This is a genomic window from Ruegeria sp. AM9 (assembly GCF_056540565.1).
Genome location: NZ_JBQFWY010000016.1, coordinates 1 through 13,916, shown reverse-complemented (window position 1 = coordinate 13,916; position 13,916 = coordinate 1). Strand labels below are relative to the sequence as shown.

Genomic DNA, 13,916 nt, shown 5'->3' with positions numbered 1-13,916 from the left:
GCCAGAAAACCCGAACTCAGGGTCGCGACAAAAAAACGTTGAGTTCGACAACTGTGCCCATCAGGTCCTTTTGAAGCTCGAAAGCATGGAACTGATATTCCTGCAATATTCTCTGAGGGACTTGCATCACCACGCACCCAGTGTATTGAAATATTAGGTGGGTTTGGAGGTAAACGGTGCGGGTAGAACAGACGAAGCTGGACGGCGTTCTGCTGATCACCCCAATGCGGTTCGAAGATACGCGCGGCTTTTTCAGCGAGAGCTGGAACAAACAAGTGATGGCGGATGCCGGACTCGATATTGACTGGGTGCAGGACAACCATTCGATGTCGGCACAGGCCGGGACAATTCGCGGGCTACATTTCCAGGCACCGCCCCATGCACAGGTCAAGCTGGTACGCTGCGGCCGCGGTGCGCTCTTCGATGTCGCCGTGGATGTGCGCCGCGGCTCACCTACCTACGGGCAATGGGTGGGCTGTGAGTTGAGCTTCGAGAACGGTCGGCAGTTGCTAATACCGGCCGGGTTTTTGCATGGATTCGCTACCTTACGGCCCAACACAGAGATCACCTACAAATGCTCTGATTATTATGCTCCTGAATGTGAAGGCGCAGTCCGCTTTGATAGTCTGGATATAAACTGGAAACTGGACGAATTAGAGCCTCTTTTGTCCGAGAAGGATTCAGGCGCTCAGGCGTTTTCAGAGTTTGATAGCCCCTTTGTCTGGGAGAGCTCGTTATGAAGCTTCTAGTGACGGGCGGTGCGGGTTTCATTGGCTCGGCGGTGATACGACTCGCGGTAGCGCGGGGCTATGAGGTCATTAACCTCGACGCACTCACCTACGCGGCCTGCCTTGAGAATGTAGCGAGCATCGCCGACAGCCCGCTTTATGTCTTTGAGCAGGCCGATATCCGCGACCGCGCAGCCCTTGATAGGATTTTCGCTGCCCATCAGCCTGACGCGGTGATGCATCTGGCCGCCGAGAGTCATGTGGACCGCTCCATCGACGGGCCCGGCACCTTCATCGAAACCAATGTCACCGGCACCTATCAGATTTTGGAGGCGGCGCGCAGCTACTGGACAGCGAAAGGCAAGCCCGGGGCGTTCCGCTTTCACCATATCTCCACGGATGAGGTCTTCGGCTCTTTGGGCGAAACGGGCCAATTCATTGAAACGACCCCGTACGATCCACGTTCACCCTACTCCGCCTCCAAAGCTGCCTCGGATCACTTGGTGCGCGCCTGGGGCGAAACCTACGGCCTGCCGGTTATCCTGTCGAATTGTTCCAACAACTACGGCCCCTTTCATTTCCCGGAAAAGCTCATTCCCGTCGTGATCCTGAATGCGCTGGCCGGCAAACCGATCCCGGTCTACGGCGCGGGCGAGAACGTGCGCGACTGGCTTTATGTCGAAGACCACGCCGACGCTCTGCTGACGGTCCTGACCCGGGGACAGGTCGGGCGCAGCTATAACATTGGCGGTGAAAATGAAGTGAAGAATATCGATCTTGTAAGGATGATTTGTACCATCCTCGACAGGAGCCGCCCCAAAAACAGATCCTATGCAAGCCAAATCGCCTTTGTCACCGATCGTCCCGGCCATGACCTGCGCTACGCGATCGACCCTACGCGGATACGTGAAGAGTTGGGCTGGCGGCCCTCCGTCACACTCGAGGAGGGGCTTGAGCGGACCGTGCAATGGTATCTCGACAATGAGGATTGGTGGCGCGCGCTGCAAAATCGCGATGGCGTCGGCGCTCGGCTTGGCGTGAAGGCATGAGGGTTCTGGTTTTCGGAAAAACGGGACAGGTCGCCACCGAACTTGGCCGTTTTGACGGTGTAACATGCCTTGATCGTGGGCAGGCGGACCTGACCGATCCGGAGGCTTGCAAGGCATTGATCACCGCAAGCAATGCCGAAGCGGTGATCAATGCTGCGGCCTATACCGCCGTCGACCGCGCCGAAGACGAGCGCGACACCGCCATGATCATCAATGCGATGGCCCCAACAGCGATGGCCGCTGCCGCTGCGGCCAAGGGCATCCCCTTTGTCCATATCTCGACTGATTACGTCTTTGACGGCTTTGGAGATATGCCATGGCAGCCTGATGACATCACCGGGCCGCTGGGGGTCTACGGCGCCAGTAAGCTGGCAGGAGAGCGCGGAGTGACCACAGCTGGAGGCATATATGCCATCCTGCGCACCTCCTGGGTGTTTTCGGCCCATGGAAATAACTTCCTGAAAACAATGCTTCGGCTTTCGGAAACGCACGATCGCCTGACCATCGTGGCGGATCAGATCGGCGGACCGACTCCGGCCGCCGCCATTGCTGAAGCCTGTATGACAATCGCCAAAACGCTTGTATCACAGCCTGAAAAAGGCGGAATTTACCATTTTGCAGGCACAGCCGACACCTCATGGGCCGGTTTTGCACGCGAAATCTTCGCCACGGCGAAACGGGCTGTTACTGTCGAAGACATACTCACCAGCGCCTATCCGACGCCCGCCCCGCGTCCGCTGAATTCTCGGCTGGACTGCTCCTCACTCTCGTCGCAATTCGGCATTACACGTCCTGACTGGCGGGTTGCGACCCGGGAGATTGTAAAGGCACTCATATGACAAACACGGGTATGACACGCAAAGGCATCATTCTGGCAGGTGGTTCGGGTACGCGGCTTTACCCGATCACGCTTGGCGTCTCCAAGCAGCTGATGCCGGTCTATGACAAACCGATGATCTACTATCCGCTATCGGTGCTCATGCTCGCACAAATTCGAGAGATCGCGATCATCACCACGCCAGAAGATCAGGTGCAATTCCAGCGCATGCTGGGCGATGGGGCACAATTCGGCCTCTCGATCACCTGGATCACGCAACCCAGCCCAGACGGGCTGGCACAGGCTTTCATTCTGGCCGAGTCCTTTCTAGAGGGGCACCCCTCAGCCCTGATCCTAGGAGATAACATTTTCTTCGGCCACGGTCTGCCCGAGCTCATGGCGGCCGCCGATGCAGAGACTGAAGGCGCGACCGTTTTCGGGTACCAAGTGACAGACCCGGAACGCTACGGGGTCGTCGATTTCGATGAAAGCGGCACAGTCCGTGGCATCATCGAAAAGCCACCGGTCCCGCCGTCCAATTTTGCCGTCACGGGGCTCTACTTTGTCGATGGCACCGCACCTTCCAAGGCCCGCAATGTCCAACCCTCTGCGCGTGGGGAGCTGGAGATCACCTCCCTGCTCGAGATGTATCTCGCTGAAGACTGCCTAAACGTACAGCGTATGGGCCGCGGCTATGCCTGGCTGGACACCGGGACGCATGGCAGCCTGTTGGATGCCGGAAATTTCGTCCGCACCATTGAGGTGCGTCAGGGGCAACAAATTGGATGCCCCGAAGAAATCGCTTTCGATCAAGGCTGGATCAGCCGGGATGATCTCGTGGCGCAGGCCGAACGCTACCAAAAGAACGATTACGGTCAATATCTGTTAAAACTGATATAGTTACCTGCGGCCTCACAGCCTCATAACGCAAGCGATGCGGGATCAACGCAATAAGCTGAAGGATCTTTGGAGCCCGACAAAAATCGTAGTGCGGTCGCGATCATCGCTGTCCTCTTCGTCCAGCGCGGTATAGGAAATTCCGCTGACCACGCCCCAGTCCTCGGTCAGATCATGACGATAGTTCAGCCCGATTTCGATCCGCTGCGCGTCGTCCTCATCGTTATCCAGCGCGTTGCGGTCGAAAAAGTTGAGACTGACGCCAAAACTGGAAACAAGGTTGATTTCCTGATCATAAGCGGCGCGCAGAGAGGTATTGATATCTTCATTATCCTCATCATCGACGACCACCCGCTGACGGAGCCCGAAGGTCAGCTGAGCAGCGGGCAGATCATACCGGTAATTAGCCTCAATCAGCGGGTCCGAACCCACCGCGTCGGCACCCGTTACACCAACCGATACATCCAACGCCCCAAGGGGCAAATCCATATTCCGGCTGACAGCCAGAAAGGACCGCCGACCGTCTGTATTGGCAAAAACCTCCGACGCATAGCGCAACCCGAGGGTCCCGTTGGGCATTTCACGCGTAACACCAATCTCGCCGCTGATGCCGTCATCGTCCTGGTTGGTTCCGCCTCTGCGCTCGATGTCCGTGTAACTCAACCTTGCATCCAAGGTTAAAATCGGCGTCACCGCAAACTCGCTAGCAAGGCCTATGTCTTTTTCTTTACGGTCCGTGCCATCCGGATCCTCAGTATCAAAATCAAGGTACCGTCCTGTCAGGCTCAGCGTGACACGGGGGTCGATGCGAAAATCCACTTGCCCGGAAAACTGATCCAACGTGTTGTCAAAATCATCGGTATCTTCAAAATTGATCTCGTTGTAATCCCAATCGAAACTGGCCCCCAGCGGCGCTTCCTCTCCGACAGCACCGCGCAGAGCATATCCAAAGACTTTCCGCGTACCATCCGTTTGGGTGATGATATTGCTATCCTGATCAAAATCTTGGTCGGTAAAAGTAAAATCCCCATCAACATCCGATTGACGATAGCGCAGGTTTGCGCCTGCAGAAGCATTGCGGGTCGCGCGGCTGTAATCGAGCCTCGCGAAAGAGTTGTCGAAATCAAAATTCTGGTCATTGGTGTCACGGAACTCTTCGATGTCGGTTCCGAGGTTCAGCGCGAAATTCTGGATGCTGGTCGCGCTTTCCAACCCAAACCCCAGAATCGTGCGCCCATAGAAATCCGAATCTCCGTCGACATCCAGATCCGGATTGTCACTCCACTCCAGCCGCTGCGTGACATCTAAGGTCGCTAGTATGCCCGGAGTGGCATCCTGAGCGTGCACACCCGGAGTGACGCAGACCAAAACTGCACAGGCCAGAGGCCCCCGCCGCACTAAAATGGATTTTTGCCTGTACGCCGCTTCGCTATTCGAACAAGCGCCTTGTTGGGACCAGAATAACATCTCCGTCCTTTAGCTCGATATCTGTTGTCACGGCTCCATTCGCGAGAGCCTTATAGTTCAGAAATGTTACACGTTGCACACCGTCAGCGCCAGTGCGTCGTAGCTGAATACGTTTTATTGCGGCAAAACGGGAAACACCGCCGCCGACCGCAACTGCCTGCAGCAGCGTTGTACCTGGGCTGACCTGGACCATTCCAGGGCTATTCACCTCTCCGACAAAGTAGACGTCAATAGTTGGCCCAAGCTGCGGTTGCCCCAAAGCAGTTAGATCCTGAAACGGCTGGACACCCACAAAAATCGTGGGCGGGGCCGCGAAATTTGAACTCAGCGCATTGCGTAGAGACGCCTGCAACTGGCCAATGGTCCGGCCGCCTGCAAGAAGCGTTCCAGCAAAAGGAAAGCTGATCTGCCCATTCGGCAGGACCGACACTGCGCGATTGAGGCTAGGGTCTTCCAAAACTTCGATTTGAAGCAAATCGCCTGGTCTGATGCGGTAATCGCTTTGCGCATGCGTGGCACCTGCGCTGACCAGCAGAACCATTAAAAAAGAGAATATTTGTACGAACTTCATATTAGATGCCCCTACTGCAACAGGACCAATCCTCACTAAACTGCCAGTTAAAACAATACTTAGAGGAAGAGCCCTTTAAAATCGGTTACCTATTGTAGTGATTACGTCACATTTTTGAACTTAAAAATTTTGCAACTGAGCAGCCTCATCTGACTGGTCCAAATTGATTGTTAGTGCATCATCGGCCTGTGATCCATCGGGATGATGGTTTCAGGCGCTGGCACATGGAGCGTGAGGCCTTTTATCAAAAGAGCGGTCGTTTGCTGCGACGGCGATCCCACATTCCACACATGCGACAAAAATGTATCCGCTCCTTCTTCACAATCAGGAGCCCGATGCCGACATCCGTCTCTTATAGCGGTTCCAGATAGGCCACGCCTTTTCGCGCAACAACCTTTGCGCAAATATGGAAATAGCCACTGTACGCTGAAGCAAGGAGTACTCTGGCCCGGCCCCCAGAAGACTGTCCATGCGCCTAATCAGAAGTGCTTCAAGAGCCGCCTGTTCACGAGGCGTTAGTGTCTTACGGTAGGCATGAAGCCGCGTTGGATCGGGCTTTCGCAATGTCAGAGCATGAAGATGCATATCCCCATCTGGTACCAGGCTTGTCTCGCGAGCATTAGCGTCATAATCAAAGATTTCCGCATCAAAGGGCACTTCGAGGAAATCGAGGGTTTTTCGTACCGTTTCCTCAAAATTTTGGATCAGGTCGCTGTAGCTAAGTGACAAATAACGCGGGTCGTCAACGTGTGCGGCGTGCGCCTCGTGCATTTTCTTGAAACGTGTCCGAACTGTCCAGATTGCAGAGGCTGACATTTCCTCTCCTGGTTCAGTTTTGCGATTTTTTTCCGACGATAGAATGCCCCTTGGGTCGCGAACAATATTGATCACACGGGCCTCAGGGAAAAGTCTCCAGATGTAGTCTACATGATAAATTCCATGTGGATTCTTGAACCCGAAGCGATGCGCCTGCGGCTTGTGTATCGCGAGGTTTTCTTGTGCGAGACGACCGATGACCCACAAGAACGGAATTGGGTCCTCCTCGCAGTCAGCCAAAATTTTCCGTACGTTCTCGCGAGGAATACGCCAGTAATCAAACCGTTTGACTGCGAAAATATCGTTTACGAACTCATCCTGCCTGTCTCGCGGGATTCCGTCTAGGTACTTCTCTCCAAGAACCCTGTAAAAGGCGCACTCGTAGCTTATCCAGATTTCCGGGTGAGCGCAGATTACGGTGCGGAGCAATGTTGTTCCTGATCGCTGCACACCAGTTATGAAGATTGGTCTGCCAAGCTCAATCTTTTTTGCCATCCACTAAACCTGTCGCCTTGAACTCTTAAAATTGTATGCCGTCCACAATGCTAGTACCGTGAAAGCCGACCGTCCAGAAAGTCTTTGCTACCACTACTCAAGCTGATGCGTCGCTCAGCATCCATTGGCAAGCGCACAGAGAATATGGTGATTTCTTTGAACCTGCTCTCGCTCAAGACTCAATTAATTAGGAAACAACTCTTGGGTGCCTCATTTTGCAAACCCACAGTTTTCTCAAATCGTCCTCAGAGCTATTTTGCTCATGGAGGCAATTCCCACTCCGGGAAAAGGGGCCCGCCCATTTTCCGCCGCTTCTGCAGTGATCAGATAGGGTTCTGATGGAATGGATATCCCCTGATCCCCCTCTGGTAGGTTCTGGACATGGAAGCCATCAGAACCCAGATCGGCGCACTCAAAACTTTACAGCAAGGCCGTATTTTTTGTGCTGTGGAGGGCTTCTATCCACATTACGCGCAATACTTAGAGATTTTGCTCGTCACTTTAGCGCTGGCTTCAAATTCCTATTATGCTCGATAAGTACCGCTTATCAGCAATGATTGATCCTGCGGGGAAAAGCACCCAGAATAGCGCCCATGACGCCCCCCACCCCGTATCTGCCCGCGCCCTCCCCTGCCCTCTCCGCGGCAGACCAGGACGCCCTCACCGATCTCTATGTCCGCGGCACGCCCGCCAATACGCTGCGGGCTTATGAGCGTGATCTGCTTTATATCACCGCCTGGAAGCGGACGCGCTTCGCGGCGGCGCTGGCGTGGCCGGAAAGTGAGGCCACCGCGCTGGCCTTCCTGTTGGACCACGCGCGGGACCTGAATGATGCGCCCGAGGAGGATATCGCACGCGAAACCGCCGAAGCGCTGATCGCGCAAGGCCTGCGCAAGTCTCTTACCTGCCCGGCCCCGTCGACGCTGGACCGGCGCATCGCGTCCTGGCTGGCGTTTCACCGGATGAAGAACCTCACCGCACCGTTTGACGCGCCGCAGGTGAAACAGGCCCGCGCCAAGGCCCGCCGCGCAACCGCCCGGCCCCCTGCCCCGAAATCACAGCACCCGATCACCCGCGATATTCTCGAACAGCTGCTGGCCACTTGCCGCGGCTCCCGCCGGGACTGCCGCGACCGGGCAATCCTGATGCTGGGCTGGGCCTCGGGCGGACGGCGGCGGTCTGAGATCACCGGGTTGCGGCGCGAAGATGTCAGCCTGAAGGAGTTCGACAAGAGCGGTGTCATTTGGCTGTCCCTTGTGGAGACCAAAACCACGCAGAGGGGCGACACCCCGCGCCTGGTGATCAAGGGGCGCGCGGCGCAGGCATTGGTGCATTGGATCGAGGTTGGACAGATCACGGATGGTCCCCTGTTCCGGCCCATCTCAAAAGCTGACCGCGTTCTGAACCGCCCCCTGTCGCCGGGTGCGATCTACCAGATCGTCAAACATCGGCTGAAGCTGGCCAGATTGCCGGCAGACTTCGCCTCGCCTCACGGGCTACGTTCGGGATTTCTGACCCAGGCCGCACTCGACGGCGCCCCGATCCAGGCCGCCATGCGCCTGTCCCTGCATCGATCCATGGCCCAGGCTCAAAAGTACTATGACGACGTCGATATTGCCGAAAATCCGGCGACAGATCTGCTGGGGTGAACGAACGAATGGTCACAAACCCGAGTCGTCTGGCAAACACTGGTGCGGTCATTGATTACCGAATTTGGAATTCTGGTTACCACAGGTCTCAACAATCTGGTTACGCGTCCTATGATTTTGTTTTCTTTTGGGTGTAGTAATGGGGGGATCACAGCGGAATTGGTTTTAGCATCCCCTCTCAAATTGACGGCAAGCGACATCGCCTGCGTTTCAGAAGTCGGAACAGGCGTGTGAGCTAATGCAAGGCTCATCGGGGTTCCTGACAGCCTGATGACCTACACCGCACAGGTACCCGCAGGTAAACACACAGAACTATCAGTCATTAGCGATCGCTACCCCAGACGGTACCGGCAACATAGCAATCCATTTCACCGACCCCGCTCGTTCCAGAGCGCGGATGGGTTGTCGCACCCGCCGCGATCTGGGCCATGTATCCCAACGTCTGAACATGGCAGAACTATCTGACGAGTCTCAACAGTGGTTGAGAGGGTTCCGACGCACCGCGAAAAAACTCCGCCCATTCAAGGTTTTGGCCATCCTATTTTCGCATGCGAAAAATCTGCAATGCAGCCTGAGAATACAACTAACTCCGCAATGTGCGCGACAAAATGATGCAAAAACAACTTGTTACACAAAATTATTTCGCATGCGAAAACTCAGCGGGATGCCAGCCAGTCTCGTAACGCCTCTTGCAGAACTGCATCTACACCCACTCCGCTGAGCGTCACCCGGCCCTTGGCCGCTTTCAGCTTGATACCCGGCGCCACCTCTTCACCTGTGTCCTTGGGGGTTGAGGGAGCCTTCAACGCGCGCTCCAGCACACGCCGTTCGGCGGGAGCATCAGCAGGTGAAGTCTTGCGCAAGCTGTCCTTTATGCGGGTGGCTACCTTAGGGTCTGCCTCGATTGCACCTGCCAACGCCAGCCCGAGTTTTTCGGGAATCGCTGTGGGAAACGACAGGCTTTGCCCCAGGGCCTGTCGCAGAATCACAAAGCGCAGAATCTTGGAACGTTTGGCTGAAGAGACAGAAACGAACAGCGCTTTGACCGCTGCCTTCGGATCGCGGTAAACGCCCGCACTCACAGCCTGCACCGCTATATTTGCGCGTTCGTAAAAGGACAGCGCGGCACGGATTTCATTTTCTTCTACCATTGCCACGTAAGAGGCTGACGCACTTTCAGGTTGGCGCACGAAGGCTAGAACATGTGTTTGATCAAGGCTGCGCAGAGCTTCCAGTCGTCGCAGACCTGAAATTAGGCCAAAACGCCCCGACGAAAGTTGCAGCACTTCTACAGGGGCCTGCTGGCCACGCGCCGCGAGTGAGGTTTTCAATACGTCCATCTCTTCGGCGTCCAGCACCATGCGGTCGCGGTCGAGATGGCCTGTGTCGATACTATCGATTAGCAGCTTGCGCACCATGCGCCCCTCGGCTTCAGCAGAGGACATGGCGGCACTGACCTCCTCGAGAGCCGCCCGAGCTGCCGTGTCTCCGGCCACTTCGGCAATGGGCATGCGGTTTATGCCAGAAAAGGCTGATTTCGTCTCTAACAGACCGGGACCGGTCTCTGTGGGCAGCTCAAGCCGTTTCCGTTTCGCCATGGGCTTTCTCCTGCTCTTGTTTCGCTGCGATTTCATCGCGTCTCCAAGCGCCAACCAGCAGCCGTTTGATGCCTGCGTAGGTTTCGTCAAAAGCCTGTCGACCGCGCGCGTAGGTCTCGCGGTTGAAATTGCGGTAATCAGCTTCGTAAATGCCTGCCACCTGTTCACTCGCCTGGCCAATCAAAGCTGTAAAATCTTGACGGTAAGGTGAAAGCGTTGTTCCAAGGTAGGCCTGCATCAGGGCAGCAAATTCAGCCTGCTGGGCGCCGTCGTAGCGCGTGACCACTGCGCGTACTGCATCCCATTCAAACGATAGCCCTGCGCGCCCCAAGGCCCGCGCTGCTGTGTTCTCGGCTTCCTCGATAGAAGCGAAGGTTGCGTGCAGCATATCAAAGAACCGCCCTGTGCTTTCGAACTCGAGAAAAGACGCTCCCGTGGGTACCAGCAGGATGTCGGCGGCCGCCAGCGCGTTAATCGTCAGATAGCCAAGGGCAGGGGGGGTATCGAGCACCACGAGGTCATAGCGTTCGAGTATCCCATCAGTCTCCAGACGCTCCGAGAGCGCGTCCCAGAGTTTCCATGAGCGTGAGGCCATGCGCCAGACGGGCACCTGAAACTCAGCCCAGTAGAGATCCAGCTGAGCGCCCAAGATGTCAATGTTGGGCCAGTGGGTAGGCTGCACCACATCGCCCGCATGCATCTCCATGGCCTGCGCCACGGTATCATCAAGGGGCAGAGGATTTTCACCACGATCAATGCGGCAGAGGTTCTCATGCCGTAAATGCTCTCCGTAGTGGCGGGCCAGGATTGGAAAAACGGTTTTCCATTCGTCTTCGACCTTGCCGCCGAAGATGGAGGTCATCGAACCCTGACTATCCAGATCTACCACCAGCACTTTGTAGCCGTCCAAAGCGGCGGACATAGCCAGATGCGCGCCCGTGGAGGTCTTGCCTACACCACCCTTGAAATTGGCAACAGCCACGACTTTTGCCGGCAGCCCATTGGGCCGGTAGGGCAGGTAGTCGCGAGTCTTTGCCCCTTCGGTGGCGAAATGAGCGCGCAGACGCAAGACCTCGTCAAAGGTGAACCATTTAGCCCCACCGTCGGTTTCTGTTAGCCCTTGCGGCAGATCAGGATTCTGGCGCAGCACCCGGCGGAAATGGGCAGGAGCTACAGGAATCAAGTATTTGGTGATTTCCCAAGTGGAAAAGCGACGCAGGGTTTTCCGGCCGGCCTCGTCAAGGCCGCGACCGGCAAGATCATCCCGCCCGCGTCTGCAGGCGCTTGCAATGTCCGCGATACCATCGGTGGTCAAAGGGCTCCCAAGTGCGTCTAACGCCTGATCGGGAGAAATTGCGTGATAAGGAATGGTGTTGTCGCTGCTCATCGACACCTCCATGTTACGTGTTTTTCGCAATGTATCACAAAAGATGTGACATGGAAGAAATACTTTTCTGCCTCTTAGTTTTCTCTATGAAATATGGGCTTTTTTGTTGGAAATGATGTGTGCCTGATGCGCTAGGGCGCTGAAATTGTTGTTATTATTTTGTTATTAGTAGTTAAAGGAAAACCCCCTTTTTTTAAGTCATTGAAAGTAAAAACATTTCAGGCTGATTTTCGAGGATGAGTGACTCTGAAAACCCGAAATAGTGATTCCGATCCCCCGAAAGAGTGACTCTGAACCTCCGATGCTGTTGTACAAAAACCTAGGAGAATGGTTGTTCTGTGGATAAGTTGAGTGTTACTGAAACCACGAATCCTCAAAAAGAGGGAAAAACGATCCTGAAAACGGGACGAGAGGCAGATGAACACAACTGGGCAGGCCTTGGCAGTGGGCGACTTTTTTGTATGCGACTTTTTTGGGGCCAGTCCGAAACATGATCTGGCTTCATTGGAACATCCACTCTTCTCACTTGCAACGCGTCCAGACCGGCGCATTCTTAATTACACTCACAATGATGTGGCCGTGACTGTGACGCCCTCTGTACGAGGGCGGGCGACGATTTTTGACGCCGATATCCTGATTTTTTGCATCAGCCAGCTGATGGCTGCGCTCAATGCAGGCAAGCGGGTTTCGCGTAAGCTAACGCTGACGGCGCGTGATCTTATGTTGGCCACAGGGCGGGAGACCAGTGGTGATGCCTATAGGCGTCTCAAGGAGGCTTTCGAGCGATTGGCGGGTACGCGTATCACCACCAATATCCTTACCGGTGACAAGGAGGTCACCACCGGCTTTGGTCTCATCGAAAGCTGGGAGATCGTGCGAAAGACACGGGCAGGGCGGATGGTCTCGGTCAGCGTAACCCTCTCGGAATGGATTTACCGCGCGGTGATGGCGCGTTCGGTTCTGACCCTGAACCGGGACTATTTTGGACTACGCAAGCCGCTGGAGCGGCGGCTTTATGCGCTGGCGCGCAAACACTGCGGGCAACAGACAAGCTGGCGTGTGTCTGTGGAGGTGCTATTAAAGAAATCAGGCTCCGCCTCGCCCCGCCGCGTCTTCCGCGCCATGCTGCGCGACATCATAGCCCGTGACAGCCTGCCTGAGTATCAGTTTATGGAAGAGCCGGGCGACATTATTGCCGTCACGCGCCGCGACATTGTGGTCGACGAAGTTGCGGGGCTCGCGCTTGCGCCGGAGACGCTCGACGAAGCCCGAAGGCTAGCGCCAGGCGCTGATGTCTATGCGTTGGAGGCGGAATGGCGGCGTTTTGCTGCACGTCGCCCGCCAAAAAATGCTGATGCAGCCTTCTTAGGCTGGTTGCGCAAAAAGGCTCTTTAGTTGATGCTTCGCTACTTCTGGCGCTCTCTTCAATTGTGGCCAGTCTAATAACACTATGGAACAGGACCACAGGTTCATTAAGCAACGCGTGAGGCACATACTGGGATTTAAGTCGTTCGATTCAGTTGCATCTGCCCTGGCCGGGATTGAACTGGTCGACATGATTCGCAAAGGTCAACTCACGCCCGGAGGATCTCCATTTCAGCAGTTTGCCCAACTTGCGGGGTAAACTGCTGACTGGCTCCGTCTATTCTGCTCTTAAAGGAATTTGCGACAGGGCCCAAGATACGACACAAACGTATTCGCCATACTCGCAGCTCGTTTTCAGAAGGCTTATTGTGATACCGCTATGTGTGTAAAGCTCCGTGTCAGAAACTAAATTTCTGCATTCAAATGACTGCTTATCTGGCGCGGTTCTCTGAATTAGAAACTCATGGGTTTTCGAAATGCCCGGCAAGTTATCGCCGGTGGCATAACTGCGAATTACAGGGCGCATGCGCGGGTTTTATCCTACCGATAAGCAGGATTTTTCCTGTTTTCACCCCACCAGTGTTGGGTGAGTTGTTCTATCTGAGACTGGTATCTATGCGTATGTCTGGCGGTAAAAAGCCAAAGCTTCGCGCATCAAGGGCTACTAAGAGCCCGCACTGTGTATTTGGGCAGACACTAGAGGGCAGACGTGACAAAAATTGCAGAGCCAACAGCAACGCCCGAACTGCGTGTAAATGTTTGCGCGATCTTGGAACGAGTTCTCCTGTTTAGAAGCCGTATCGGACGGCATCAAGAACCTTCGCCCGACTCCAAGAGGGCGGAATTATCTTGTTCTCACACACATGATCATCAATGGGCCTCACCACGGATTATGCGAGACGCCTTTGCGTCGCATGATCGCTGCCCTCAAATGTAAATAGGCTACCAAAATGGCAATCATCCACTCATCTGATCTTGGCTGGAAGGCCGGTCAGGACATCTCTGACGAATTTGCCGCGCTGGCGAAAACTTTCAAACCCGGCGACACGTTTGTCTTTGATCACATGTATAAAATTT

Annotated in this window: 11 protein-coding genes and 1 pseudogene; 7 read left to right on the top strand and 5 right to left on the bottom strand. The window is 55.1% G+C overall.

Translation table 11 applies throughout. The features are described 5' to 3' along the window. The first annotated feature begins 176 nt into the window (after positions 1-176). From rfbC to rfbA, 4 genes are read left to right on the top strand one after another with little or no spacing between them, the layout of a single operon-like run. On the top strand, positions 177-740 hold the full coding sequence (gene rfbC, locus ACR0DO_RS17905) for a dTDP-4-dehydrorhamnose 3,5-epimerase (protein ID WP_480560850.1): 564 nt from the start codon (positions 177-179) through the stop codon (positions 738-740). Continuing rightward, positions 737-1,777 carry a dTDP-glucose 4,6-dehydratase gene (gene rfbB, locus ACR0DO_RS17900; RefSeq protein ID WP_480560848.1) on the top strand — a complete coding sequence of 347 codons (1,041 nt, stop codon included), beginning with the start codon at positions 737-739 and terminating at the stop codon, positions 1,775-1,777. Before rfbC ends, rfbB begins: the two co-directional genes overlap by 4 nt. Further along, complete coding sequence (gene rfbD, locus ACR0DO_RS17895; RefSeq protein ID WP_480560846.1) at positions 1,774-2,616, top strand: dTDP-4-dehydrorhamnose reductase; 843 nt, start codon at positions 1,774-1,776, stop codon at positions 2,614-2,616. Before rfbB ends, rfbD begins: the two co-directional genes overlap by 4 nt. A gap of 11 nt (positions 2,617-2,627) precedes the next feature. Beyond that, the gene (rfbA, locus tag ACR0DO_RS17890) at positions 2,628-3,494 is read left to right on the top strand and encodes a glucose-1-phosphate thymidylyltransferase RfbA (RefSeq protein ID WP_170449026.1); all 867 of its coding nucleotides are present in this window, start codon (positions 2,628-2,630) and stop codon (positions 3,492-3,494) included. A gap of 42 nt (positions 3,495-3,536) precedes the next feature. Here the strand turns inward: rfbA and ACR0DO_RS17885 are convergent, their stop codons facing one another. The 3 genes from ACR0DO_RS17885 to ACR0DO_RS17875 form a co-directional block, all read right to left on the bottom strand. Then, a complete protein-coding gene (locus tag ACR0DO_RS17885; protein WP_480560844.1) occupies positions 3,537-4,838 on the bottom strand; it encodes a hypothetical protein in 1,302 nt (433 codons plus the stop codon). 82 nt (positions 4,839-4,920) lie between these two features. Beyond that, on the bottom strand, positions 4,921-5,529 hold the full coding sequence (locus tag ACR0DO_RS17880) for a polysaccharide biosynthesis/export family protein (protein WP_170449014.1): 609 nt from the start codon (positions 5,527-5,529) through the stop codon (positions 4,921-4,923). 324 nt (positions 5,530-5,853) lie between these two features. Further along, entirely contained in the window at positions 5,854-6,840 is a 987-nt protein-coding gene (locus ACR0DO_RS17875) for a sulfotransferase family protein (protein WP_480560842.1), read from the bottom strand. Positions 6,841-7,433: 593 nt separating this feature from the next. Here ACR0DO_RS17875 and ACR0DO_RS17870 point away from each other — a divergent pair. After that, positions 7,434-8,489 carry a tyrosine-type recombinase/integrase gene (locus ACR0DO_RS17870; RefSeq protein ID WP_480560840.1) on the top strand — a complete coding sequence of 352 codons (1,056 nt, stop codon included), beginning with the start codon at positions 7,434-7,436 and terminating at the stop codon, positions 8,487-8,489. A 656-nt stretch (positions 8,490-9,145) separates the two neighbouring features. On the opposite strand, the gene ACR0DO_RS17865 is transcribed toward ACR0DO_RS17870, so the two are convergent. Continuing rightward, entirely contained in the window at positions 9,146-10,087 is a 942-nt protein-coding gene (locus ACR0DO_RS17865) for a ParB/RepB/Spo0J family partition protein (RefSeq protein WP_480560838.1), read from the bottom strand. Then, on the bottom strand, positions 10,065-11,474 hold the full coding sequence (locus ACR0DO_RS17860; RefSeq protein ID WP_480560836.1) for an AAA family ATPase: 1,410 nt from the start codon (positions 11,472-11,474) through the stop codon (positions 10,065-10,067). The genes ACR0DO_RS17865 and ACR0DO_RS17860 overlap by 23 nt, the downstream gene beginning before the upstream one ends. 417 nt (positions 11,475-11,891) lie before the next feature. Between ACR0DO_RS17860 and ACR0DO_RS17855 the strand changes: the two genes are divergently transcribed. Next, positions 11,892-12,869 (top strand): replication initiator protein A, encoded by a 978-nt coding sequence (locus tag ACR0DO_RS17855; RefSeq protein ID WP_480560834.1) that lies wholly within the window; start codon positions 11,892-11,894, stop codon positions 12,867-12,869. A gap of 46 nt (positions 12,870-12,915) precedes the next feature. Beyond that, a pseudogene (locus tag ACR0DO_RS17850) lies at positions 12,916-13,098 on the top strand (DDE-type integrase/transposase/recombinase); the annotation flags it as partial. Positions 13,099-13,916 lie beyond the last annotated feature (818 nt).

Bases quoted from the DNA above. Each gene is read 5' to 3' on its own strand.
- ACR0DO_RS17870 (WP_480560840.1), top strand. From the start codon at position 7,434: ATGACGCCCCCCACCCCGTATCTGCCCGCGCCCTCCCCTGCCCTCTCC.
- ACR0DO_RS17875 (WP_480560842.1), bottom strand. From the start codon at position 6,840: ATGGCAAAAAAGATTGAGCTTGGCAGACCAATCTTCATAACTGGTGTG.
- rfbA (WP_170449026.1), top strand. From the start codon at position 2,628: ATGACACGCAAAGGCATCATTCTGGCAGGTGGTTCGGGTACGCGGCTT.
- rfbB (WP_480560848.1), top strand. From the start codon at position 737: ATGAAGCTTCTAGTGACGGGCGGTGCGGGTTTCATTGGCTCGGCGGTG.
- ACR0DO_RS17880 (WP_170449014.1), bottom strand. From the start codon at position 5,529: ATGAAGTTCGTACAAATATTCTCTTTTTTAATGGTTCTGCTGGTCAGC.
- ACR0DO_RS17855 (WP_480560834.1), top strand. From the start codon at position 11,892: ATGAACACAACTGGGCAGGCCTTGGCAGTGGGCGACTTTTTTGTATGC.
- rfbD (WP_480560846.1), top strand. From the start codon at position 1,774: ATGAGGGTTCTGGTTTTCGGAAAAACGGGACAGGTCGCCACCGAACTT.
- ACR0DO_RS17860 (WP_480560836.1), bottom strand. From the start codon at position 11,474: ATGAGCAGCGACAACACCATTCCTTATCACGCAATTTCTCCCGATCAG.
- ACR0DO_RS17865 (WP_480560838.1), bottom strand. From the start codon at position 10,087: ATGGCGAAACGGAAACGGCTTGAGCTGCCCACAGAGACCGGTCCCGGT.